This is a genomic window from Pseudonocardia sp., assembly GCF_025965585.1.
GTDB lineage: Bacteria > Actinomycetota > Actinomycetes > Mycobacteriales > Pseudonocardiaceae > Pseudonocardia.
Genome location: NZ_JAOPWR010000232.1, coordinates 1 through 20,160, shown reverse-complemented (window position 1 = coordinate 20,160; position 20,160 = coordinate 1). Strand labels below are relative to the sequence as shown.

23 protein-coding genes are annotated in these 20,160 nt (G+C 73.4%); 8 read left to right on the top strand and 15 right to left on the bottom strand.

Annotated elements, in window-relative coordinates; all coding sequences use genetic code 11:
- The 6 genes from JWR81_RS15080 to JWR81_RS15055 form a co-directional block, all read right to left on the bottom strand.
- The coding region (locus tag JWR81_RS15080) for a biotin/lipoyl-containing protein (protein WP_297651948.1) at nucleotides 1-920 on the bottom strand (920 nt) is incomplete at its 3' end.
- A 16-nt stretch (nucleotides 921-936) separates the two neighbouring features.
- A complete protein-coding gene (gene lpdA / locus JWR81_RS15075; RefSeq protein ID WP_297651946.1) occupies nucleotides 937-2,337 on the bottom strand; it encodes a dihydrolipoyl dehydrogenase in 1,401 nt (466 codons plus the stop codon).
- Nucleotides 2,334-3,350: an alpha-ketoacid dehydrogenase subunit beta gene (locus tag JWR81_RS15070; RefSeq protein WP_297651944.1), complete on the bottom strand. Its 1,017-nt coding sequence runs from the start codon at nucleotides 3,348-3,350 to the stop codon at nucleotides 2,334-2,336. The genes lpdA and JWR81_RS15070 overlap by 4 nt, the downstream gene beginning before the upstream one ends.
- Nucleotides 3,340-4,305, bottom strand: a complete 966-nt coding sequence (locus JWR81_RS15065) for a thiamine pyrophosphate-dependent dehydrogenase E1 component subunit alpha (protein ID WP_297651942.1) — start codon at nucleotides 4,303-4,305, stop codon at nucleotides 3,340-3,342. The genes JWR81_RS15070 and JWR81_RS15065 overlap by 11 nt, the downstream gene beginning before the upstream one ends.
- Before the next feature lie 49 nt (nucleotides 4,306-4,354).
- Entirely contained in the window at nucleotides 4,355-5,188 is an 834-nt protein-coding gene (locus JWR81_RS15060) for an alpha/beta fold hydrolase (protein ID WP_297651940.1), read from the bottom strand.
- Nucleotides 5,189-5,214: 26 nt separating this feature from the next.
- Nucleotides 5,215-5,718 (bottom strand): MaoC family dehydratase, encoded by a 504-nt coding sequence (locus tag JWR81_RS15055; RefSeq protein WP_297651938.1) that lies wholly within the window; start codon nucleotides 5,716-5,718, stop codon nucleotides 5,215-5,217.
- 155 nt (nucleotides 5,719-5,873) lie between these two features.
- On the opposite strand from JWR81_RS15055, the gene JWR81_RS15050 reads away from it, so the two are divergent.
- The 3 genes from JWR81_RS15050 (at nucleotide 5,874) to JWR81_RS15040 (ending at nucleotide 7,563) form a co-directional block, all read left to right on the top strand.
- On the top strand, nucleotides 5,874-6,674 hold the full coding sequence (locus JWR81_RS15050; protein ID WP_297651936.1) for an IclR family transcriptional regulator: 801 nt from the start codon (nucleotides 5,874-5,876) through the stop codon (nucleotides 6,672-6,674).
- A gap of 68 nt (nucleotides 6,675-6,742) precedes the next feature.
- Nucleotides 6,743-6,964: a helix-turn-helix domain-containing protein gene (locus JWR81_RS15045; RefSeq protein ID WP_297651926.1), complete on the top strand. Its 222-nt coding sequence runs from the start codon at nucleotides 6,743-6,745 to the stop codon at nucleotides 6,962-6,964.
- Complete coding sequence (locus tag JWR81_RS15040; protein WP_297651923.1) at nucleotides 6,961-7,563, top strand: hypothetical protein; 603 nt, start codon at nucleotides 6,961-6,963, stop codon at nucleotides 7,561-7,563. Before JWR81_RS15045 ends, JWR81_RS15040 begins: the two co-directional genes overlap by 4 nt.
- 70 nt (nucleotides 7,564-7,633) lie before the next feature.
- Here JWR81_RS15040 and JWR81_RS15035 read toward each other — a convergent pair whose 3' ends face one another.
- The 5 genes from JWR81_RS15035 to JWR81_RS15015 form a co-directional block, all read right to left on the bottom strand.
- Nucleotides 7,634-8,665: an MBL fold metallo-hydrolase gene (locus tag JWR81_RS15035; RefSeq protein WP_297651920.1), complete on the bottom strand. Its 1,032-nt coding sequence runs from the start codon at nucleotides 8,663-8,665 to the stop codon at nucleotides 7,634-7,636.
- Nucleotides 8,662-8,871: a dodecin family protein gene (locus JWR81_RS15030; RefSeq protein WP_297651917.1), complete on the bottom strand. Its 210-nt coding sequence runs from the start codon at nucleotides 8,869-8,871 to the stop codon at nucleotides 8,662-8,664. The genes JWR81_RS15035 and JWR81_RS15030 overlap by 4 nt, the downstream gene beginning before the upstream one ends.
- A gap of 24 nt (nucleotides 8,872-8,895) precedes the next feature.
- The gene (locus tag JWR81_RS15025) at nucleotides 8,896-9,555 is read right to left on the bottom strand and encodes a methyltransferase domain-containing protein (RefSeq protein ID WP_297651915.1); all 660 of its coding nucleotides are present in this window, start codon (nucleotides 9,553-9,555) and stop codon (nucleotides 8,896-8,898) included.
- Nucleotides 9,556-9,888: 333 nt separating this feature from the next.
- A complete protein-coding gene (locus JWR81_RS15020; RefSeq protein WP_297651913.1) occupies nucleotides 9,889-10,932 on the bottom strand; it encodes a cytochrome d ubiquinol oxidase subunit II in 1,044 nt (347 codons plus the stop codon).
- On the bottom strand, nucleotides 10,929-12,293 hold the full coding sequence (locus JWR81_RS15015; RefSeq protein WP_297651911.1) for a cytochrome ubiquinol oxidase subunit I: 1,365 nt from the start codon (nucleotides 12,291-12,293) through the stop codon (nucleotides 10,929-10,931). Before JWR81_RS15015 ends, JWR81_RS15020 begins: the two co-directional genes overlap by 4 nt.
- Before the next feature lie 127 nt (nucleotides 12,294-12,420).
- Between JWR81_RS15015 and JWR81_RS15010 the strand changes: the two genes are divergently transcribed.
- The 4 genes from JWR81_RS15010 to JWR81_RS14995 all read left to right on the top strand — a co-directional run bounded on the left by JWR81_RS15010 (nucleotide 12,421) and on the right by JWR81_RS14995 (nucleotide 14,786).
- Nucleotides 12,421-13,197 (top strand): LmeA family phospholipid-binding protein, encoded by a 777-nt coding sequence (locus JWR81_RS15010; RefSeq protein ID WP_297651909.1) that lies wholly within the window; start codon nucleotides 12,421-12,423, stop codon nucleotides 13,195-13,197.
- A gap of 63 nt (nucleotides 13,198-13,260) precedes the next feature.
- Complete coding sequence (locus tag JWR81_RS15005) at nucleotides 13,261-13,632, top strand: hypothetical protein (RefSeq protein ID WP_297651907.1); 372 nt, start codon at nucleotides 13,261-13,263, stop codon at nucleotides 13,630-13,632.
- A 161-nt stretch (nucleotides 13,633-13,793) separates the two neighbouring features.
- Entirely contained in the window at nucleotides 13,794-13,967 is a 174-nt protein-coding gene (locus JWR81_RS15000; protein WP_297651905.1) for a hypothetical protein, read from the top strand.
- A 45-nt stretch (nucleotides 13,968-14,012) separates the two neighbouring features.
- On the top strand, nucleotides 14,013-14,786 hold the full coding sequence (locus JWR81_RS14995) for a hypothetical protein (protein ID WP_297651903.1): 774 nt from the start codon (nucleotides 14,013-14,015) through the stop codon (nucleotides 14,784-14,786).
- A gap of 238 nt (nucleotides 14,787-15,024) precedes the next feature.
- Here JWR81_RS14995 and JWR81_RS14990 read toward each other — a convergent pair whose 3' ends face one another.
- A complete protein-coding gene (locus JWR81_RS14990; protein WP_297651901.1) occupies nucleotides 15,025-16,335 on the bottom strand; it encodes a nitrate/nitrite transporter in 1,311 nt (436 codons plus the stop codon).
- A 76-nt stretch (nucleotides 16,336-16,411) separates the two neighbouring features.
- Here JWR81_RS14990 and JWR81_RS14985 point away from each other — a divergent pair, with 76 nt between their 5' ends.
- Nucleotides 16,412-17,476, top strand: a complete 1,065-nt coding sequence (locus JWR81_RS14985) for a LacI family DNA-binding transcriptional regulator (protein ID WP_297651898.1) — start codon at nucleotides 16,412-16,414, stop codon at nucleotides 17,474-17,476.
- 97 nt (nucleotides 17,477-17,573) lie between these two features.
- Here JWR81_RS14985 and JWR81_RS14980 read toward each other — a convergent pair whose 3' ends face one another.
- From JWR81_RS14980 to JWR81_RS14970, 3 genes are read right to left on the bottom strand one after another with little or no spacing between them, the layout of a single operon-like run.
- Nucleotides 17,574-19,280, bottom strand: a complete 1,707-nt coding sequence (locus JWR81_RS14980; protein ID WP_297651896.1) for an FAD-dependent oxidoreductase — start codon at nucleotides 19,278-19,280, stop codon at nucleotides 17,574-17,576.
- Nucleotides 19,277-19,558, bottom strand: a complete 282-nt coding sequence (locus tag JWR81_RS14975) for a UBP-type zinc finger domain-containing protein (protein ID WP_297651888.1) — start codon at nucleotides 19,556-19,558, stop codon at nucleotides 19,277-19,279. The genes JWR81_RS14980 and JWR81_RS14975 overlap by 4 nt, the downstream gene beginning before the upstream one ends.
- Nucleotides 19,555-19,995: a hypothetical protein gene (locus JWR81_RS14970; protein ID WP_367278797.1), complete on the bottom strand. Its 441-nt coding sequence runs from the start codon at nucleotides 19,993-19,995 to the stop codon at nucleotides 19,555-19,557. The genes JWR81_RS14975 and JWR81_RS14970 overlap by 4 nt, the downstream gene beginning before the upstream one ends.
- Between the last annotated feature and the right edge of the window lie 165 nt (nucleotides 19,996-20,160).

The following is a 20,160-nucleotide window of genomic DNA, read 5'->3' as shown; positions in this document are numbered from 1 at the left end:
ACCGGAGCCGGGGCCGGAGCCGGGGCCGCGGCCACCGCTGCACCGCTCGCCACGGCCCTCTCGACGTCCTCCCGCCGGATCCGCCCGCCCGCACCGGTCCCCGCGATCAGCGCGACGTCCAGCCCGGCCTCCTCGACGAGCCGCCGGACGAGCGGGGACAGCAGCCGGCCCTCCCGCGCGCCGGGCGCCGACCCGTTCGTCGCCGGAGGGACCGCGACGGCCGGCGCGGCGGCGGGAACCGGGGCAGCAGCCGGGGTGGCGGCGCTCACCGCTCCGGGTTCCCCGATCCGCGCCAGCGGCGTGCCCACGGGCACCGTCTCCCCCGGCGCCACGAGGATCTCCAGCAGCACGCCGTCGTACGGGCTCGGGATCTCCGAGTCGACCTTGTCCGTCGACACCTCGAACAGCGGGTCGTCGAACGCCACCGTGTCGCCGGCCTGCTTGAGCCAGTTCCCGATCGTGCCCTCGGTGACGGTCTCGCCGAGCTTGGGCATGGTGATGTCGTGCACCGTCCCGATGACGGCGCCCGACGCATCGGCCACCGGCCCCTCCGAGCCGCCCACCTGCGGCGCGGCCGGATCGCCCAGCGACGGGCCGCCGGCAGCCGCGGTCGACCGGGTCGCCGCGGCCGGGACGTCCACCCCGGCGTGCGGCGCCTGGGCGCCGGGTGTCGACCCGGGCGGGCCGATGCGCACCAGCGGCGTGCCCACCGGAACCGTCTCCCCCGAGGAGACCAGGATCTCCAGCAGCACCCCGTCGTACGGGCTCGGGATCTCCGAGTCGACCTTGTCCGTCGACACCTCGAACAGCGGGTCGTCGAAGGCGACGACGTCGCCAGCGGCCTTGAACCAGCTCGTGATCTCGCCCTCGGTGACCGTCTCGCCCAGCTTGGGCATGGCCACGACCCACTCGTCACTCATCTTCGATGCCTCCGGTTCAGCCGTGCAGGGAACGGCCGGAGAAAGTGATCATGGTTTCGCCGATGGCCTCGGCAAGGCTCGGGTGGGCGTGGATGAGCCGGCCGACGTCGTCGGGCAGCGCCTCCCAGTTCACGGCCAGGTAGCCCTCGTGCAGCAGCTCGCTGGCCCACGGGCCTGCCATGTGGAAGCCGAGGATCGGGCCGTCCTTCTGCGCGACGACCTTCACCAGCCCGTCGGTCTCGCCGAGGATCATCGCCCGGCCGTTGCCCGCCATCGCGTGCTTGTGCACCTCGACCTCGAAGCCGGCTGCGCGCGCCTCGGCCTCGCTCATCCCCGACCAGGCCACCTCGGGGTGCGTGTAGACCACCCACGGCACCTTCCCGTAGTCGACGGGCGGCGGGTTCTCGCCGAGGAAGCTCTCCACCGCGACGACGGCCTCGGCGTAGGCGACGTGCGCCAGCCCGGGGGTGGCCACGCAGTCGCCGATCGCGTAGACGCCGGGCCGCGAGGTCTGCATGGTTGCGGTGTCGACCTCGACGAAGCCCCGCTGGTCGATGCGGACGCCCGCCTCCTCGAGCCCCACGCCCTCGGTGACCGGGCGGCGTCCGATGGAGACGAGCACCTGGTCGACCTCGAGCTTGTCCGAGCCCCGCGGCGTCTCGTACGGCACGACCACGCCGGTCGACGTGTGCTCCAGCGTGCCGACCCGGGCCTCGGCGTGGATCGTCGTGCCGCGCTTCTTCAGGCTGCGGGCCAGCACGTCGGCACAGTCGCGGTCGGGCCCGATCGGCAGCACGCCGTTCGGCAGCGCCTCCAGCAGCGTCGTCCGCACGCCGAGGTCGGTGTAGACCGACGCGAACTCCACCCCGATCACGCCCCCGCCGATCACGGCGACGCGCTCAGGGAGCCGGTCGGCGCCGCTGTTGGTGGACTGGTCCGAGGTGACGATCGTCGACCCGTCGATCTCCATGCCGGGGATGGTGCGCGGCACGGAGCCGAGGCACAGGATCACGGCCCGGCCGCGGACGACCTGCCCGTCGACCGACACCGCCCCGTCCGCGGCGAGCGTGCCGTAGCCGTTGATCACGGCGACCTTGCGGCGCTTGAGCAGACCGGAGAGCCCCTTGTGGAGCTGGTTGACGATGCCGGCTTTGCGTTTGTTGGCCGCGGCCCAGTCCGGCTCGGGCGTGCCGGCCACCCGGACCCCGTGCTCGGCGGCATGGGACACCGTGCGGAACACCTCGGCCGCGTGCAGCAACGCCTTCGCCGGGATGCAGCCCCGGTGCAGGCACGTGCCGCCGACCTTCTCCTTCTCGACCAAAGCCACGGTGAGCCCTGCCGAGGCGGCGTACAGCGCGGCCGCGTAACCGCCGGGCCCACCGCCCAGGACGACGATGTCGTAGTCGCTCGTGCTCATGCCGTCGCCACCTTCCGGAGGACCTCCGCGATCTCGGCGGGCTGCGGGATCACCGCGTCCTCCAGCGGCGGGCTGGTGGGGGTCGGGGTGTTCTTCGCCGCGATCCGCACCACCGGCTGGTCGAGGTACCAGAAGCACTCCTCCTGGATGGTCGCCGCGATCTCCGCGCCGTAGCCGAGCCGTTTCGCGGCCTCGTGCAGCACGACCGCCCGGGAGGTCTTCCGCACCGAGTCGACGATCGTCTCCACGTCGAGCGGCACGAGCGTGCGGACGTCGATCACCTCGACCGAGATGCCGTCCTTGTCCAGCTCGTCGGCGATCTCGATGCCCTGGTGCACGCCCGCCGAGTACGTCACGAGCGTGACGTCGCGCCCGGGCCGCACGACCTTCGCGACGCCGAGCGGGATCGGGTCCAGCGAGATCGGGCCCGACGCCTTGAGCCGCCGGTAGAGGTACTTGTTCTCCAGGTAGAGCGTGGGGCTGTTGTCGCGGATCGAGCTGATCAGCAGGCCCGCCGCGTCCTGCGGCGTGCCCGGCATGACGATCTTCAGGCCCGGCACGTGCGCGAAGTAGCTCTCCACGCTCTGGCTGTGGGTGGGCCCGGCGCGCAACCGGCCGCCGAACGGCGCCCGCATCGTGACGGGCATGGAGTCGCCGGTGCGCCAGTGGTGGCGCGCCAGCACGTTGATGATCGGGTCGAAGGCGCAGGAGATGAAGTCCGCGAACTGGAACTCCACCACCGGCCGCAGCCCCACCAGCGCGGCGCCCGCGGCGAGGCCGGTGAACCCGGTCTCGGCGATCGGGGCGTCCACCACGCGGCGCGGGCCGTACTTGTCGAGGAAGCCCTTCGTCACCTTGAAGGCACCGCCGAACTGGCCGACGTCCTCGCCGATGATGAAGACGTCCGGGTCGCGGTCCATCTCGCTGTCGAGCGCCAGGCCCACCGCATCCAGGTAGGTGGCGTTCCCCGTGTCGATCGGCCCTGTCCTGGTCGGCCCTGTCCTAGTCGGCATAGACACCGTCCTCGATGTTGCTGGGGTCGGGCATCGGGTCGGCGAGCGCCTTGCGCCGCGCGGCGATGGCGTACTGCCGCGCGTCCTCCCGCACCTGCTTGGCGGCGGTGTCGTCGAGGAGGCCCGCGGCGATCAGCACGTTCTCGAACAGCTCCACCGGGTCCTTCGCCGCGTACTCCTCGTAGAGCTCCTTGAGCACGTAGTCCGCGGGGTCGTGCTCCGCGTGGCCGTGCATGCGCATCGTCACGGCCTCGACCAGCGACGGCCCCTCGCCCGCCCGGGCCCGCGCGACCCCGTCGGCCACCGCGTCGTGCACGGCCAGCGCGTCGGTGCCGTCGACCGTCACGCCGGGCATGCCGTAGGCCACCGCCTTGACGGCGAAGCTCTCCGACGCCGAGGTGAGCCGCAGCGGCGTCGAGTAGGCGTACTGGTTGTTCTCGATCACGAACACGTTGGGCAGCTTCTGCACCGACGCGAGCGTGAGCGCCTCGTGGAAGTCCGCCCGCGACGTCGAGCCGTCACCGCAGAACGCCAGGCAGACCTTGTCCTCGCCGCGGTACTTCGCCGCGAACGCCATGCCCGTGGCCACCGGGAAGTTGGCCGGGATGTGGCTGGGCAGGTTGTAGATGCCCAGGTCGAGCCGGCCGTAGTGCAGCGTGCCGTCGCGCCCGCCGGTCGGCGAGGTGGCCTTGCCCATGAAGCTCGCCATCACCTGCCAGGGCTCCATGCCACGCCACAGGTGTGCGCCGAGGTCACGGTGGATGGGGGCCATGTAGTCGTCGGGCCGAAGCGCGGACGCCGCGCCGACGCTGATCGCCTCGTGCCAGTGGCCGGTGTAGAGGGAGCCGAGCAGGTCGCCGCCCTTGTACATGGCCACCATGCGGTCCTCGACGGCGCGCGTCAGGACCATGAACTTGTGGATCCGCAGCAGCAGCTCGGGATCCCGGTCGGCCACCGTCGAGGACGCCGGCTTCCGCCGGGAGCGGGGAGTCCTGGTCGCCACGTCAGTCGCCCAGGAAGAAGTCGCGCACGAGGCGGTTGAAGTCGGCGGTCCGCTCGATCATCGACCAGTGTCCGCAATGGCTGAACACGGCGAGATCGGCGTTGTCGAGCAGCTCCTCCAACCGGTAGGAATTGGCGAGCGGGATGACCTGGTCCTCCCGGCCGTGCACGATCAGCGTGCGGTGCGGCAGCGCGCGGATCTCCTCCTCGGGTACCGTCATCGCCTCCACCCAGCGCTGCCGCGGGGCGGGGAACATCGAGGAGAACGCCTCCTGGAACCCTGGCTGGGTGGCGCCCTCGTAGCGCACCTGCGCGAGCTCCGCGCCGGTCAGCGACTTGTCGTAGGCGAAGTAGTCCATGACCTGGGTCATGCCCTCGAGCGTTCCGTCGTAGCCCCACACGCCGTCGAGACCCTCGGTGATCGGGAAGGGCACGCCCATCGAGCCCATCAGCACGAGCTTGCCGACGCGGTCGGGGTGCCGGGTGGCGATGCGCAGCGCGATGCCGCCGCCGAAGCTGTTGCCGACGAGGTGGGCCTTCTGGATGCCGAGCGTGTCCATCAGCCCGACGGTCTGGTCGGCCCAGGTGTCGAGGCTGTAGTTCACGCCCTCCGGACGGTCGGAGTAGCCGAAGCCCACCATGTCCGGGGCGACGACGTGGAAGTCCTCCGCCAGCGACGGGATCACCAGCCGCCAGTTCGCGTACGACGTCACGCCCGGGCCGGACCCGTGGATCAGCACGACGTGCTCGTCCCCCTTGCCGCCCTCGAGATAGTTCGTACGGATCCCGTTGCCCTCGGCGCTCTCGCCGATCGCCGGGTTCTCGGTCGTGGTCATGGACTCCCTCTCCAGGCTCGGGGAAATCAGGCGTAGTAGCGGAAGACGAGATCGGCGACGCAGCACGGCTTCGGTTCGCCCTCGACCTCGTAGGTGAGGCGGTAGACGGCCTCCGCGCCACCCTCGAGTGCCTTCACATCGGCGAGTGCGACGTGCATGCGGATCCGGCTGCCGACCCGCAGCGGTGCGGGAAACCGGACCTTGTCCAGGCCGTAGTTGAGGATCACGCCGAAGCCGTCGACGGTGCACACCTCCCACAGCAGGCCGGTGGCCAGGCCGAGGGTCAGGAACCCGTGCTGCACGGTGGCGCCGAACGGGCCGGCCGCGGCGCGGGCCGGATCGGTGTGGATCCACTGCTCGTCGCCGGTGAGCTTCGCGAACAGGTCGATCTGCTCCTGCTCGACGGTCCGCCAGCCGCTCGTGCCGATGTCCTGACCGACGCGTTCCTGCAGGCCCTCGAGGCCGTGCAGGACCACGCCGGTCGCCGCGTCGGTACTGGTCGCCGCGTCGGTACTGGTCGTCTCCGCCATCGGTGCCGCCCTCGTCTCGCCCCTGCTGACCTGGCGCCGAGTGAAACACCGCCCACCGGGCGGTCAGCCGCGCCGACGGCCCTTTCCTGCTGAGTGGGAGTGCGACCGGGGCGGCACCGGCGGCAGCCACGATGGCGGCGAGACGAGGTGACGCTGTGGCCGGTGGGAGTACCGAGTGGCGGGGCCGCTCGGTGATCAGCAAGGTCGTGTCGCTGCTGGACGCCTTCACCCCGGGCGCACCGGAGCTCTCCCTCGCCGAGCTGGCCCGGATCACCGGCCTGCCCGTCTCCACCACCTACCGGCTGGCGTCGGAGCTCGTCGCGTGGGGCGGCCTGGAGCGCGCCGACGGCGGCACCGGCTACCGGATCGGCGTCCGCCTGTGGGAGCTCGGCGCGCTCGCCCCGCGCAACGCGACGCTGCGCGAGGTGGCCCTGCCGTTCATGCAGGACCTCTACCAGGCCACCCGCGAGAACGTGCACCTCGCCGTGCTCGACGGGCGTGAGGCGCTCTACGTCGACACGATCACCGGACGCGGCGCGGTCCGGGTGCGATCGCGGCGTGGCGGACGGCTGCCGCTGCACGCCACCGGCGTCGGGAAGGTGCTGCTCGCCCACGCCGGGGACGCGCTGCTGCACGACCTGTGCGAGTCCGGACTGCGCCGCTACACCGCCCACACCGTCGTCGCGCCCGGGCAGCTACGGCGCTCCCTGGCGGACGTGCGGCGCACCGGCATCGCGTGTGCCCGTGAGGAGATGAGCCTGGGCTCGTCCTCGGTCGCCTCCCCCGTCGTCGACGCCGACGGAGTGGTGGTCGCGGCGCTGGCCGTGGTGCAGCGGGCCGGGCGGGCCGACGTGCGCAAGCTCGGCCCCGCCGTCCGCACGGCCGCGATCTCGACCAGCCGTGCGCTGCAGGACCGCGCCCGGCACGCGGGCCCGCTCGCGATCCGTTCCCGCTGAACGAGAGCAGTTCCTTTCCCGCGTGCCGTGCTCCGGTCAGGGTGGGTGCCTCGACGAGGAGGTCCGGCATGGCAGGCGGAGCGGCGGAGTCCGGGCGTTCGGTGACCAGCAAGGTCACCGCGATCCTGATGGCGTTCTCACGGGGCGACGCATACTCGCTCACGGAGCTGGCGCACCTGACCGGGTTGCCGGTGTCCACCGCGCACCGGCTCGCGGGTGAGCTCGCGGCACGACGGCTGCTGGAGCGCACGGAGGACGGCGCTACCGCATCGGGCTGCCGCTGCGGATGATCGGCGCGGGGGCGGCGGCCGCCCGGCCCGTGACGTCCGACGCCGAGATGACCGGATGCCGCCCGGACGACGCGGCCGCGGCCCTGTCCGGTGCGCCTTCCGCCCACGCCACCCTGCTGAGCCGCGCCGGCGCCGTGATGCGCGACCTCGCACTCGCCATCCGCTCCCCGGTCCGGCTCGGGACGATCGACGGCCGGGTCGTCCTGGAGGTGACGGTCCGGCCGGGCGACCCCGCACCGGTGGCGCTGGCCGCGTCGGCACGGCCCGCACAGGACCATGCCCTGGGCCGGGTCCTGCTGGCCTTCAGCCCGTCCCCCGTGGTCGACGCGATGATCGGCGGGGCGTACCCGGAGCGGTTGCGCCGGTCGCTGGGCACCATCCGGCTGACCCGGTTCGTGGTGTCGCAGCCGGGCGCGGCACCCGGTGCGGTGGCGATGCCGGTGTTCGGAGCGGGCGGGGCGCTGCTCGCCGCTCTCGAGCTGGAGGTCGCCGACATGCCCGACGGCCTGCACGGCGCCCGCGCGGCGCTGGCCGTGGCGACGGGGAGCCTGTCACGGCAGCTGGCGACGACCCACCCCGCCGAGGCCACAGCGGTCTGACCGTCCGCGCGGTGGCCCCGCGGCACGTCCACCGCACCACCCGCGTGGCTCCCGAGGGGTGGGACCACGCTCAGGGTGCGCTCGGTGCCGCCCGTAGGCCGGATTTGACGTCGAGCGGCGCGTCGCCCGTCGCGTACCACTCGTAGACGCCGTCGGACCGCGTGCGCCGCTCCACCGCCCCCGACCAGCGCAGGTAGGCGATGTGGGCGAGCGTCTCGGAGATCGCGAGCTGGCGCTGGTGGGCGAGGATCGCCTTCGCCACGAGCAGGTCGGCCAGCTCGGTCACGGTGTACGGCCGCTCCCGGATCGCCGCGCGCACCCGCTCCAGCCGCCGCAGCTTGTTGCGCAGGATCGCCTCGATCCGCCCCACCGCGTCGCCGAACGGGCGGCCGTGGCCGGGATGGACGAGCTGCGGGCGCAGGTCCGCGATGCGGCGCAGCGAGTCGAGGTAGCTGCGCAGCGGGTCGGCGTCGAAGCCGCGCTCGAACGTCACGGGCGGGGTGATGCCGGGCAGCAGGTGGTCGCCGGAGAGCAGCAGCTCCCGCGTGGGCGACCAGAGGCAGACGTGGCCGAGCGAGTGTCCCGGCGTGTGCACGACGTCCCAGTCCTCGCCGCCGATCGTCAGCACCTCGCCGCCGCGGAGCCGCTGCGACGCCTCCACCACCGAGTGCAGATACGGCAGCCAGCGCGTGAGGTGGTCGGCGAGGTCGGTGCGCTCGGTCTCGGAGACGCCATGGTCGGCGTAGGTGTCGCGGCGCCGGGCGCGCGCGGTGTCCGGGTGGCGGTACTTCTCGCAGTCGAGGTCGGTGTGTGCGTGCATGAGCAGCGGCGCGCCGGTGAGCTCCATCAGCCGTCCGGCCATGCCGTAGTGGTCGATGTGGGCGTGCGTGACGACGATCCGCGAGACGTCGCGCAGCGCGTACCCGGCGCCCTCCAGCCCTGCCTCCAGCGCGCCGACACCGCCGTCGGGCAGGTCGGGCCGCCACACCCCGCAGTCGACGATCGTGACGTGGTCGCCGTCCGGGATGACGGTCATGGTGACGCTCTCGACGCCGTTGACCCCGACCGGCAGCGCGACGGACACGGCCTCCGCGGCGCTCATCCGTGCATGCGCTCGAGCAGCGTGAACCACACCCGCAGCTCCACCCGGTAGGAGGTGCCGGACCCGTCGAGCACGCCGGAGATGCGCTGCACCTCGAACGAGGTGATGCCCTCCAGGGAGAGCCGGGCGCGGTCGAGCGCCTCGGTCACGGCGTCCTGGACGGTGTCGCCGGTCCCGATCAGCTCGATCGCCTTCTGCACGGTCACGCCGTCATCATCGGCGGCACCGGGTCAGCCCGGCGGCGGCTCCCACTCGGCGGAAACGGTGCCGGCCGCGACGTAGCCACCGCCCATCGCGACCTCGCGCACCCCGAGGCCCGGCACCCGCTCCGCGAGCAGCTCCCAGGGCCGGTCGAAGCCGGTGAAGTCGCGCACGTAGGGGGCGTGCAGGGCCAGCACCGACGCGTTGACGGCGAGCGCCCACGGGGGCGCCCACTTGCCGCCCCCGGCCGCCACCCCGCCACCGGGCCGCACGTGGGCCACCACGTGGTCGACGGCCGATGCCGACTGCAGCACGTCGTGGACCGCGCAGAAGAGCGCATGGTCGGCGACGGGCAGCTCGGCCTCGGCCACGGTCGCCTCGACGAGCACGACGTTGGACCAGCCGGCGGCGGTCGCTCGCTCGGAGGCCACCGCGAGCATGTCCGGCGCCGCGTCCACGCCGACGATCGTGCCGTCCGGCCCGATGCGTTCCTCGATCTGCGCGAAGCACAGTCCGGTGCCGCACCCCACGTCGATGACGACATCGCCACGCCGCAGGGGCAGCTGGTCGACGACCTCGCGGCGGTAGCGCCCGAAGGAGCCGGTGCGCTTGTCGTAGGCGGAGGCGTCACGGGCGTAGGCGGGCAGTGGGACGGCGGGCCAGGTGGAGGTGGCGGGCGGTCGGGTCATGTGGCCCTCTCGGCATGGGCTGCCCTGCGCGGGCAGGGTGGGGGCCGGACGCAGGTCCAGCGCGATGGGCGCGCCACGACACTGTGACCGCCCCAGCCTGGTGCCGGACCCGGCCGGACGGAACCCCCGGATCGGCGGCCGGTGCCGCGCCTCGTCCGTCCGGTGGCCCCGGGGCGCGCGAGTGGCGCAGCGCAACCCATGATCACCGCTCACCGACTCGGCCCGTCAGCGGAACGACTGCACGCTGTCCCCCGCCGCACGGCGGGACCGTCATGATCGCCCGCGCGCCGACGAGGCCCGGACCGGTGCACCCCTCGGCCTCCGGGAAGCGGATCATCGCACCGGCGTCGGCGCGGAGACGGCGCCGACGGCCGGCGCGTCATCGGACGGCGCCCGCTGGAACAGCGTGTAGAGGTAGACCAGCGACGGGACCAGGATCAGCGCCCCCACCACGAGCGACACCAGCGTGGCCACGAGCGTCGCCCGGGCCACCGCCGCGTCGGCGATGGTCAGGGCCGGGGGCAGCAGGTACGGGTACTGCGCCACCGCCCACCCGACGAGGATCGCGGCCACCGCGAGGGCCGAGGCGACGCGCGCAGGCGCATAGCGGCGCCGGACGAGCAGCACGATCGCGGCCAGCCCCGCCACCACCGACACCACCACGACGGGCAGCGCGCGGCCGGTCAGACCCGCGAACAGCAGCGGCGCGTCGGCCCGCAGCACGAAGAACCCGCCCAGCCCCACCGCGCCCGTGATGGCAGCGGTGCCGATCGCCCGGCCCCGGAACTCCCTCGCCAGGTCCTCGTGGCCGTCGCGCCGGGCGTCACCGCACAGGAACACGGCGGCGAGGTAGGCGCAGACGAGCACGGCCAGTACGCCGCCCAGGGTCGAGGTCGGGTTCACCCAGCTCGTGGTCACGTCGCCGGCCCCGATGCCCGGCGGGACCCGGCCCGACGCGACCCCTCCGACGATGGTGCCGAGGAAGTACGGAGTGATCAGCGACGACAGCGCGAACGAGGCCCCGAGGAAGCGCCGCAGCCCGAGCGTGGTGACGCTCTTGCGGAACGCGAACGCCGCGCCGCGGGCGATCATGCCGAACGCCGCGAGGAGCAGCGGCTGGTAGAGCGTGGTGGTGACGGAGACGAACGCTCCGGAGAACGCCGTCCACAGCACCACCAGCACGAAGATCAGCCAGACGTGGTTGGCCTCCCAGACGGGGCCGAGCGAGTGCTCGATCAGGTCGCGCTGCCGCTGCCCGCGCCGGGTACCGCCGGCCAGCAGGTCCCACACACCGGCGCCGAAGTCGGCGCCGCCGAACAACCCGTACGCGATGAGCCCGACGAACATGACGCCGAGCACCGCGTCCGCGAGCGTCATCGCAGTGCCCGCTCGGGCTCGGGCTCCTGCGGCGCGGGCGTGGCATGCGACCGGGCGAGCCTGCGCAGCACCACCAGCGTGAGCACGGTGAGCAGCACGTAGATCACCACCACCGCGTAGTAGCCGAGGTAGAGACCCGGCGCCGGGCTGACGGCGTCGGCGGTGCGCAGGATTCCGTAGACGATGAACGGCTGGCGGCCCACCTCGGTGGTGACCCACCCGGCCTCCATCGCGACGACGGCCGCGGCACCCGAGACCGCCACCGCGCGGAGGAACCAGCGCGACTGCGGCGCCCGCCGTCGTCGCCACCAGCTCCACGCGAGACACAGGGTGATCAGCAGCAGGGCCGAGCCGATCCCGACCATCGCGTTGTAGGACAGGTGCACGATGTTCACCGGCGGGCGCAGGTCGGGCGGCACGCTCTCCAGGCCCACCACCTTGCCGTTCGGGTCGTGGGTGACGAGCAGCGACAGCCCCCACGGCACCTCGAGCGCCCACTGCAGCCGGTTGTCCACGAAGATCCCGCCCAGCGACAGCGGCACCGCCGTCGACGTCCGGTAGAGCCCCTCCATCGCCGCGAGCTTGACGGGCTGGTTCTCCGCCACCGCGTTCGCGATCCAGTCCCCGACCACGATCTGGATCGGAGCGGCGATGCACGCGACGGTCAGCGGGATGAGCAACCCGAAGCGGTGGTAGCGGTCGCGCCTGCCGCGCAGCATCCCGACCGCGTACACCGACGCCACGGTGAACCCCACCACCATGTACGCGGCGACCACCATGTGCACGAACTCCGGCCACGTGTCCGGGCCGAACATCGCACCCACCGGGTCGGCGTTCACGACCCTGCCGTCGGGAGTCAGCTGGAAGCCGGTCGGGTTGTTCATCCACGAGTTGGCGGCGATGACGAAGAACGCGCCCAGCAACCCGGAGATGATCATCGGTAGCGCGCTGAGCATGTGGGCGCGCGGCGACATCCGGTTCCAGCCGAACAGGTAGATGCCCACGAAGATCGCCTCGATGAAGAACGCGAAGCCCTCCAGCACGAACGGGAACCCGAACACCGGGCCGAAGGGCGCCATCAGGCCGGGCCACAGCACGCCCATCTCGAACGACAGGAGCGTCCCGGACACCGCGCCGGCAGCGAACATCACCCCCATCGCCTTGGCCCAGGTGTGTGCGAGGTCCAGCAACTCGGGGTTGCCGCGCCGGTGCCCGCGCCACTCGGTGAACACGACGAGCACGGGGAACGCGATGCCGAAGCACGAGAAGATGATGTGCCAGCCAAGCGAGAGCGCCATCTGCATGCGCGCCGGGTAGAGGTTCTGCGCCGCGTCGGCGAGCACGAGTCCGTACGAGTCCACACCGACCTCCGCATCGGGCCATCCGGCCGAACCCAGGATGGTGGCGCGCCGGTCCGATCGGACACCGCTCCCGCTCGGCGGAAGTGGTCGCGCGACAAACCGGCGGAACGCGGTCGACACTGCCGGGGTGGACCGCGACGCCGACCCCTGGTCGACCTGGCCGGGTCCGGCCGCGCTGCGGGCGCTGAGCGGACTGTTCCCGGGCACGGGCGCGGGTCCGTCTGTGCCCGGCCTGCTGGGGCTCGGGGCCGCCGTCGAGGCCGTGCTGCGGGCCGCCGGACGTCGGCTGTCCGGCCGCCGCGTCACGGTGCCGGGCACTGGCGGCGAGCTGAGCCTGTGCCTGGAGTCCCTGCGCGTGCACCCGGAGCCGGTGGGGCTCTCCCTCGGCCAGCTCGGCGAGGTGCGCGTGGCGGCCACCGACGTGCGCCACCGCGACCTGGAGGCCCACCGCGCCGTCCTCGTCGGCCACAACGTGCACGTGCGGCCGCTGCCCGCCCCGACCGTGGTGGCCGCGCCCGTGACGCTGGAGCTGCGGCTGCGCCCCGCCGTCCTCCACGACCGGCTCGCCGCGCTGCGACCGGCGCTGCGCCTGGAGATCGGCGACGGTGCGGCGCGGGTGCACCTCGCGCGGCACCTCGGACGGGGATCGCTGACCGTCACCCCGGAGGTGACGGCCGAGGCCCTGCTGCTGCGGCCCCGCACCCTGCAGGTGGGCAGGCTCCGCACCGCGCTGCCCGCGTGGCTTCCGGAGCTGCGGATCGCCCTGCCCGCTCTCCCCAGGCGCCTGCGGCTGCGCGATGTCACGACGGACGGGGACGAGATCGTGCTGCACCTGCACGCGGACGAGTGGAGCGAGCCCGTCCCACCGGCCCGACTGACCGCGCTGCTCCGCCGCTTCGCTTGACATAGTTAACGATGACTGCGTACTATTTCAAGCAACGCCAACGACGTCGAAGGAGACACCGCCATGACCGCCCCGACCGACCAGATCGCCGCCATCGCCCAGCGCAGCCAGGACGCCACCACCGCGGCCGTCCGCACCTGGACCGAGAGCCTCCAGCACTATGCGCTGTCGTTCTCGGCCGAGAACCCGCTCCCCGCCGCCACCGAGATCCACACCGTCGTCGACACGTGGTTCGACCTGGCCGCGAACCTGCTCACCGCGCAGAAGGCCCTCGTCGCGACGCTGATCGACGCAGGCACCGAGGCCACCGACACGCTCGGCGAGCAGGCCCGGACGGCAGCCGCGGCGTTCACCCCGGTCACCGCCGCGACCGAGGCGCCGAGGCGCGCCCGCGCCACCCGCAACGGTCCCGCGGCCTCAGCCCCGCCCGCCTGACCCCCATGAGCCCGGCCCACGGCCGAGGAACGCGAGAGCCCGTCCGGTGCCCCGGACGGGCTCTCGTGCGTCGGCACGAGGAACGGCGGCGAGCCGCACGTCGGTTCCGCTCAGCGACATACCGGCGGTACTGGATCGATCGCCACCCGCGATGGACAGGCATGACGTCCTCACGCACGCCGGACCCGCCCGCAGACCTCGAGGAGCGGGCCCGCGAGCTGTACCTCCGCTACGGCGCCCTGCCGTGGTCCGAGCTCCCCGAACGCACCCGCGAGCATTTCCGCTGCCTCGTCAGGGACAACATCGACGGACAGGGCGGGCCGCTGGCAAGCTGACGCCCGCACCACCCGTCCCCGATCACGTCCCCGGAGGCAGCCCGCGTGAACCGGATCGCCCTGCACCAGTCCACCGTGCACCCGCTCGACCCCGTGGGCCTCGTGCGGGTCGTCGAGAGGGCCGGGCTGCAGTCGATCGGGCTCCGGGTCGCCGCCGTCGTCGACGGCACGCAGTGGTGGAGCAAGGGCATCGGCTCGGAGATGCTGCACGAGCTGGTGCCCGCCCTGCTGGCCTCGCGGGTGACCGTGCTCGACGTCGGGCGGGTCGAGCTGGGGCCGGAACTGCGGGTGGTCGACAGCCGCCACGCCTACAGCCGCGCGCTGGAGCTCGGCGTCCGGCTCGGGGCCCAGTTCGTCACCGCGCGCGCCGCCACCGGCTCCGCCGAGGACCCGGCCGAGCTGTTCGGTCTGCTCGCCGAGCTCGCCCACCGCTACCGCCTCCGCCCACTGCTCTCGGTGGTTCCGGGAACGCCGGTGGCCGACCTGGAGCGGGCCGTGGCGGTCGTCGGCGACACCGGGGGCGGGGTCGTGCTGGACGTCTCCCCGCTCCGCGACGAGGCCGACCGGATCGCCGACACCGTGGTGGAGCTCGGCGACCTGCTCGGCTACGTCCGCGTGCCCGCCCGCGAGCTCGGGGGCGCGGGGGCGGGCCGCGGGATGCTGGCCACGCTGCCGCCGGAGATCGCGGTGGCGATCGGCGGCACGGTCGCCGACGCACCCGGCGCGCCGGGCCCCATCGCCGACGACCACGTGGCCCGCGTCGTCGCGCTGCGCGAGGCCGTCGACGCCATGCTGCGCCACCCCGAGGCCGCCCACTGACCGGCACGATCCCGCCGTACCCCGTCCCCGGCAGCCGCCGGCCGGGTGTCCCCTGCCGCCCGGCGACACCGTCCGCTCGCACGGGGCGCACTCTCGCCCGTTCGCGCGGTCCGCTGGGAGGCGGACGTCACCGGCGCGGATGACACCTGGACGAGGGGGCCCACCACCATCGCCCGGCGCTCGACCTGCAGCCGCCCGGCCGCGACGGCGAGCTCCAGGGCGACCTGCGGCTAGCGGCTCATCGACGGGCCGCCAGCAGCTCGCGCAGCGGCCGGGGCGTGATGCCGTGGGCCGCGTCGACGAGCCGGGCCTTGCGGCGGGTGACGAGCACGCCCACCACCGCGAGCGCCCACACCGGGTACTGCACCAGCCAGGCGACGCGGAACGCCTCGAGTGTGAACCCTCCCATCGCCGTGAGCAGCGCACCCATGACGGCCAGCACCACCAGCGTCGCGAGGAAGCCGCCGAGGTTGACCATGCTCTGGGCGACCCCGAGGTTGGAGCTGGGGTTCGTGGTGCGCGCGATGTCGATGCCCACCACCGACCCGGGGCCGCCCGCCGACAGCACCACGACCAGCACCACCAGGAGCCAGCGCGGTGCCGGCCCGGGCAGCGCCAGCACCGCCGTCCAGACGGTCACGTCGGCGGCGATGACGCCCAGCAGCAGCCACGACCGGCGCAGCGGGTGCCGCATCGCGAGCACGCCGACCATCGGGCCGATGAGGATCGTGCACACCACGAACAGCGTGATCAGGGCGCTGGCCTCGGACGCCGTCAGCCCTTGGGCCGAGACGAGGAACGGCACGCCCCACAGCAGCGCGAACACCATCATCGAGAACTGCGTGCCCATGTGGCCGAAGAAACCGAGTCGGGTGCCGGGCCGGCGCCACACCGCCGAGAGCTGCGCCGCGATCTCGCGCACCGACACCGACGGTGCCGGCGACCATCCCGCGCCGTCGGGCCCGATCGGGGCGTTGCGGACCACCGCCAGCGCCAGCACGGCGACGAGCGCGCTGCCGGCGGCGGCGCCGGCGAAGGCCGCCGACCAGCCCGAGGCGTGCAGCAGCGCCAGGAACGGCACCGCCGAGAGGATCTGCCCCAGCTGGCCGAGGATCGTCGTCAGCTGGGTGAGGACGGGGACGCGCCGCGCCGGGAACCAGCGCGGGATCAGCGCCAGCACCGCGACGAAGACGATCGCGTCGCCGGTGCCGACCAGCACGCGGGCGAGCACCGCCAGGGGCAGCGCCGAGGCGAAGGCCAGCACGAGCTGACCGCCGGTCAGCAGCGACCCGCTGACCACCAGCATGATCCGGGCACCGAACCGGTCGACCAGCAGGCCGGCCGGGATCTGGGCCGCGACGTACACCGCGACCTGGACGAACACGAACGCCGACAGCGTCGCGGGCGTGACGGAGAAGTGCCGCGCGGCATCGAGCCCGGCCACGCCGAGCGTGGTCCGTTGCATCACGGTGATCACGTAGGCGGCGACGCCGACGGTCCACACCGCCCAGGCCGTTCTCGTCGTGACGGCTACACCGGTGCTTCCCACGTCATCTCCTCAGCTGGACCGAGACCAGTATGGCAAACGTTTGCCATAATTTGCCAGCGTCGGGTACAACTGAGGCATGCCCCACAGCGTCGACAGCAGCGGAGCGCCGTCGCGGACGGAGGCCGTCACGCTGCACGACGTCGCCCGCGAGGCCGGCGTCGCGGTGTCGACCGTGTCGCGGGCACTGTCCAACCCCGACCGCGTCAGCAGCCGCACCCGCGAGCACGTGCAGGCCGTCGCACGGCGGCTCGACTACCGGCCCAACCGGATCGCGCAGGCCCTGCCCTCGGGACGCACGCGGATGCTCGCGCTGCTGGTCAGCGACATCACCAACCCCCACAACTTCGGGCTGATCCGCGGCGCGGAGGCGCAGGCGCGCGCGGCGGGCTACACGCTCGTCCTCGGTGACTCGCAGGGCAGCGCCGAGCTGGAGTCCGACCACGCGGACCGCATCGGCTCGGCCGTCGACGGGCTCGTGCTCGCCTCCAGCCGCCTGCCCGAGGACGCGCTGCGCGCGGTGGGCGGCCGCCGCCCCGTCGTGCTCTACAACCGCGAGGCGGACGGGTTCGCGAGCGTCGTCACCGACTCCGACGACGGGAGCAGGCAGATCGTCGAGCACCTCGCCGCGCTGGGCCACCCGTCGATCGCGTACCTCGGCGGCCCACCCGACGCGTGGTCCGACGCCGAACGCGGGCAGGCGTTGGAGCGGCACTCGGCGGCCGCCGGGATCGCGTTCACGCGGCTGGGGCCGTTCTCCCCCACCGTCGACCACGGGGAGGCCGCCGCCGACGTCGGCATCGCGAGCGGCGCCACCGCCCTCATCGCGTTCAACGACCTGCTCGCCATCGGCGTGCTGCGCCGCCTCGAGCACCTCGGGATCGCGGTGCCCGCCGATGTCAGCGTGGTCGGCTACGACGACATCTTCGGCTCCGACTTCTGCCATCCCCCGCTGACCACCGTCACCAGCCCCTCGGAGCAGGCCGGGAGGGCACTGATCGACGTGCTCCTCGGCAGCCGCCACGACGCGCGCGTGGTGCTGCCGACCTCCTTGCGGGTGCGGGACTCGACCGCCCCGGCGCCGGCGCACCCGCCGTCGAGATCGCACCGGCCGGACGGTCCGGCGGCGTCACGGCGGCCATGACGCCGTTCGGGGCGGACGCCGACGGCGACGAGGGGGATCGTCGGTCAGGCCGGATGAGCGCAGGAACTCCGCGACCCGCGCGAGGACCGGGTGGGCGTCACCGCACCGACGCCAGGCGCTCGTGCACCATGCGGACCGCCATCGCACCCTCCCCCACCGCGGACGCGACCCGCTTCACCGATCCGCTGCGGACGTCCCCGGCCGCGAACACCCCGCGCGCGCTCGTCTCCAGCAGCAGCGGAGCGTCGGCCTGCCCGTCGTCGGGGGCCACGGCGGCACCGGTCAGGACGTAGCCCCCGTCGTCGCGCGCGACGGCGTCGCCCAGCCAGCCCGTGCAGGGCGATGCGCCGATGAACACCCCCAGCCTGCGGGCGGGCACTGTCCGGCGCTCGCCGGTCTCGATGTCCTCGATGACGACGGCCTCCAGCACGCCACGCTCCCCCACCAGCTCACGCACCTCGGTGTGCAGGTGCAGCTCGATCCGGGGATCGTGCAGGATCCGGTCCGCGAGGTAGCGCGACATGTTCTCGTCGAGGTCGTGCTCGCGGACGACGAGTTGCACCCCGACCGCGTGGCCGGCGAGGAACAGTGCGGCCTGGCCGGCCGAGTTGCCGCCGCCGACGACCGCCACCGGCTCGCCCGCACACATCTGGGCCTCGATGAGGGTGGCAGCGTAGAGGACGCAGGTGTCCTCGAACTCCTCCAGCCGCGGCACCGGCAGCCGCCGGTAGCGGGCCCCGCACGCGAGGACGACCGCGCGCGCCGTGACGGTGTCGCCGCCGCTGATCCGGATCCGGTTGAGCCCGTCATCGCCGATCTCCAGGGCCACCGCCTCGGACGGCACCGCCATCCGGGCGCCGAACTTCTCGGCCTGCACGACGGCCCGGTCGGCGAGCTCCCCGCCGGAGATCCCGGCCGGGAAACCGAGGTAGTTCTCGATACGCGACGATGTCGCGGCCTGCCCACCCATGGCGACGCCGTCGAGCAGGACCGTGGCGAGCCCCTCCGACGCGCCGTAGACGGCGGCGGCCAGTCCGGAAGGGCCGCCCCCGACCACGGCCAGGTCGCAGACCTCGACCGCGGGGCCGCCGCGCGCGAGCCCCGTCAGCGCGGCGAGATCGGCCGGCCCGGGATTGCGCAGCAGCCGGTCGCGCCACACAACGACCGGTGTCTCGTCGGGAGTGATCTGGAGCTCGCGCAGGAGCGAGTCCGCGGCGGGGTCGGACTCGAGGTCGACGAACCGGTGCGGCAGCCGGTTGCGGGCGGCGAACTCCCGGAGCCGATGGCTGTCCGGGGAGAACCGGGACCCGATGATCCGGAACCCGGCCCCCTCGCCGAGCTCCAGCGTCCGGCGGATGAGGTAGGCCCGCAGGATCTCGTCGCCGAGGGCGGGATCGTCCACGAGGTGGGCGCGGAAGCGGTCCGCGGGTACGACGAGGAGGTCGCCGGAATCGGCCGCGAGCCAGGTCACGAAGGCCACCTGCCCGGTGAGCAGGCCGAACTCGCCGAGGAACCGCCCCGGGCCGTGGACCCGGACGACCCGCTGCTCGGGGGTGCCGAAGCCCTCCACCACCGCGACCCGCCCCGACTGGATCACCCGGAACGCGTCGTCCGGCGCGCCCTCGGCGATCAGCACCTGACCGCGCTCCATCCGGGTGCGCTCGCCGAGAGCGGACAACGCGCGGACCTCCGGCTCGTCGAGCCGGGGGTAGGCCCCTGTCAGGTCCGGGCTCTCACCGTCGGGGACGGACGCGAGCAGCTGCTCGAGGTCTGCCCCGGGCGGGGCCGAGCCCGTGCGTGTCATGCGAACACCTCGTCGACGTAGCACCAGCGCCAGTCCTCGCCCGGCTCGAACGACCGCACGATCGGGTGCCCCACGAACCCGGCGTGGCCCCGCGCGTGCCGCATCGGGGAGGAGTCGCAGCAGCCGACGTGCCCGCACGTGAGGCACAGCCGCAGATGCACCCATGCGCTGCCGATCTGCATGCAGTCCTCGCATCCCTCCGGGGTGCGCGGCACGACGTCGCGGATCCAGGTGACATGCGGGTCGACGCCCCGGTCAGGCCTGATCCCCGCGGTCATCGCCTCGCCCGCTCGCCGAGGACCAGCGCCGCGCCGATCGCGGCGAGCCAGGCGTCCTTGGCCAGCGCGATCCCGTCCTGGGTCGGGAACGGGGAATGGGGGCGGCGCATCCCGGGAGTGCGGGCGTAGAGCCCGAGCAGCCCGGCGCCGAACCCGAGCAGCCCCAGCCCGGCGATGCCCGCCGGCACGAACGGGACGAGCAGCGCCGCCCCGATGAGGACCTCCCCGGCCGAGAGCGCCTTGACGAACGTGGCGGGATCCATGCCCTTGAGGAAGGGGTAGGCCCCGGCCGCGAAGCCGTGCAGATGCTTGGCCGTCTCCTCGTCGGCGCCCCACTTGCCCAGGCCCGAGTCCACGATGTAGGCACCGGAGGTCAGCCGCAGCGGCACCTCCCACATGTCGCCGCGTGACATCGTGCTGGCGGTGGATCGGCTCACTGGGTTGTCTCCTGGTCGGGTCGGTCTGCGAGCGCCTGGTCGAGCCAGCTGCGCAGCTGCGGGAGGGGCACCGCTCCCGGCTGCCGGGCGACGACCTCCCCGTTACGCACCACCATCAACGTGGGCACCGCACGAACCTCGAACCGCTGCGACAACACCGGCGCC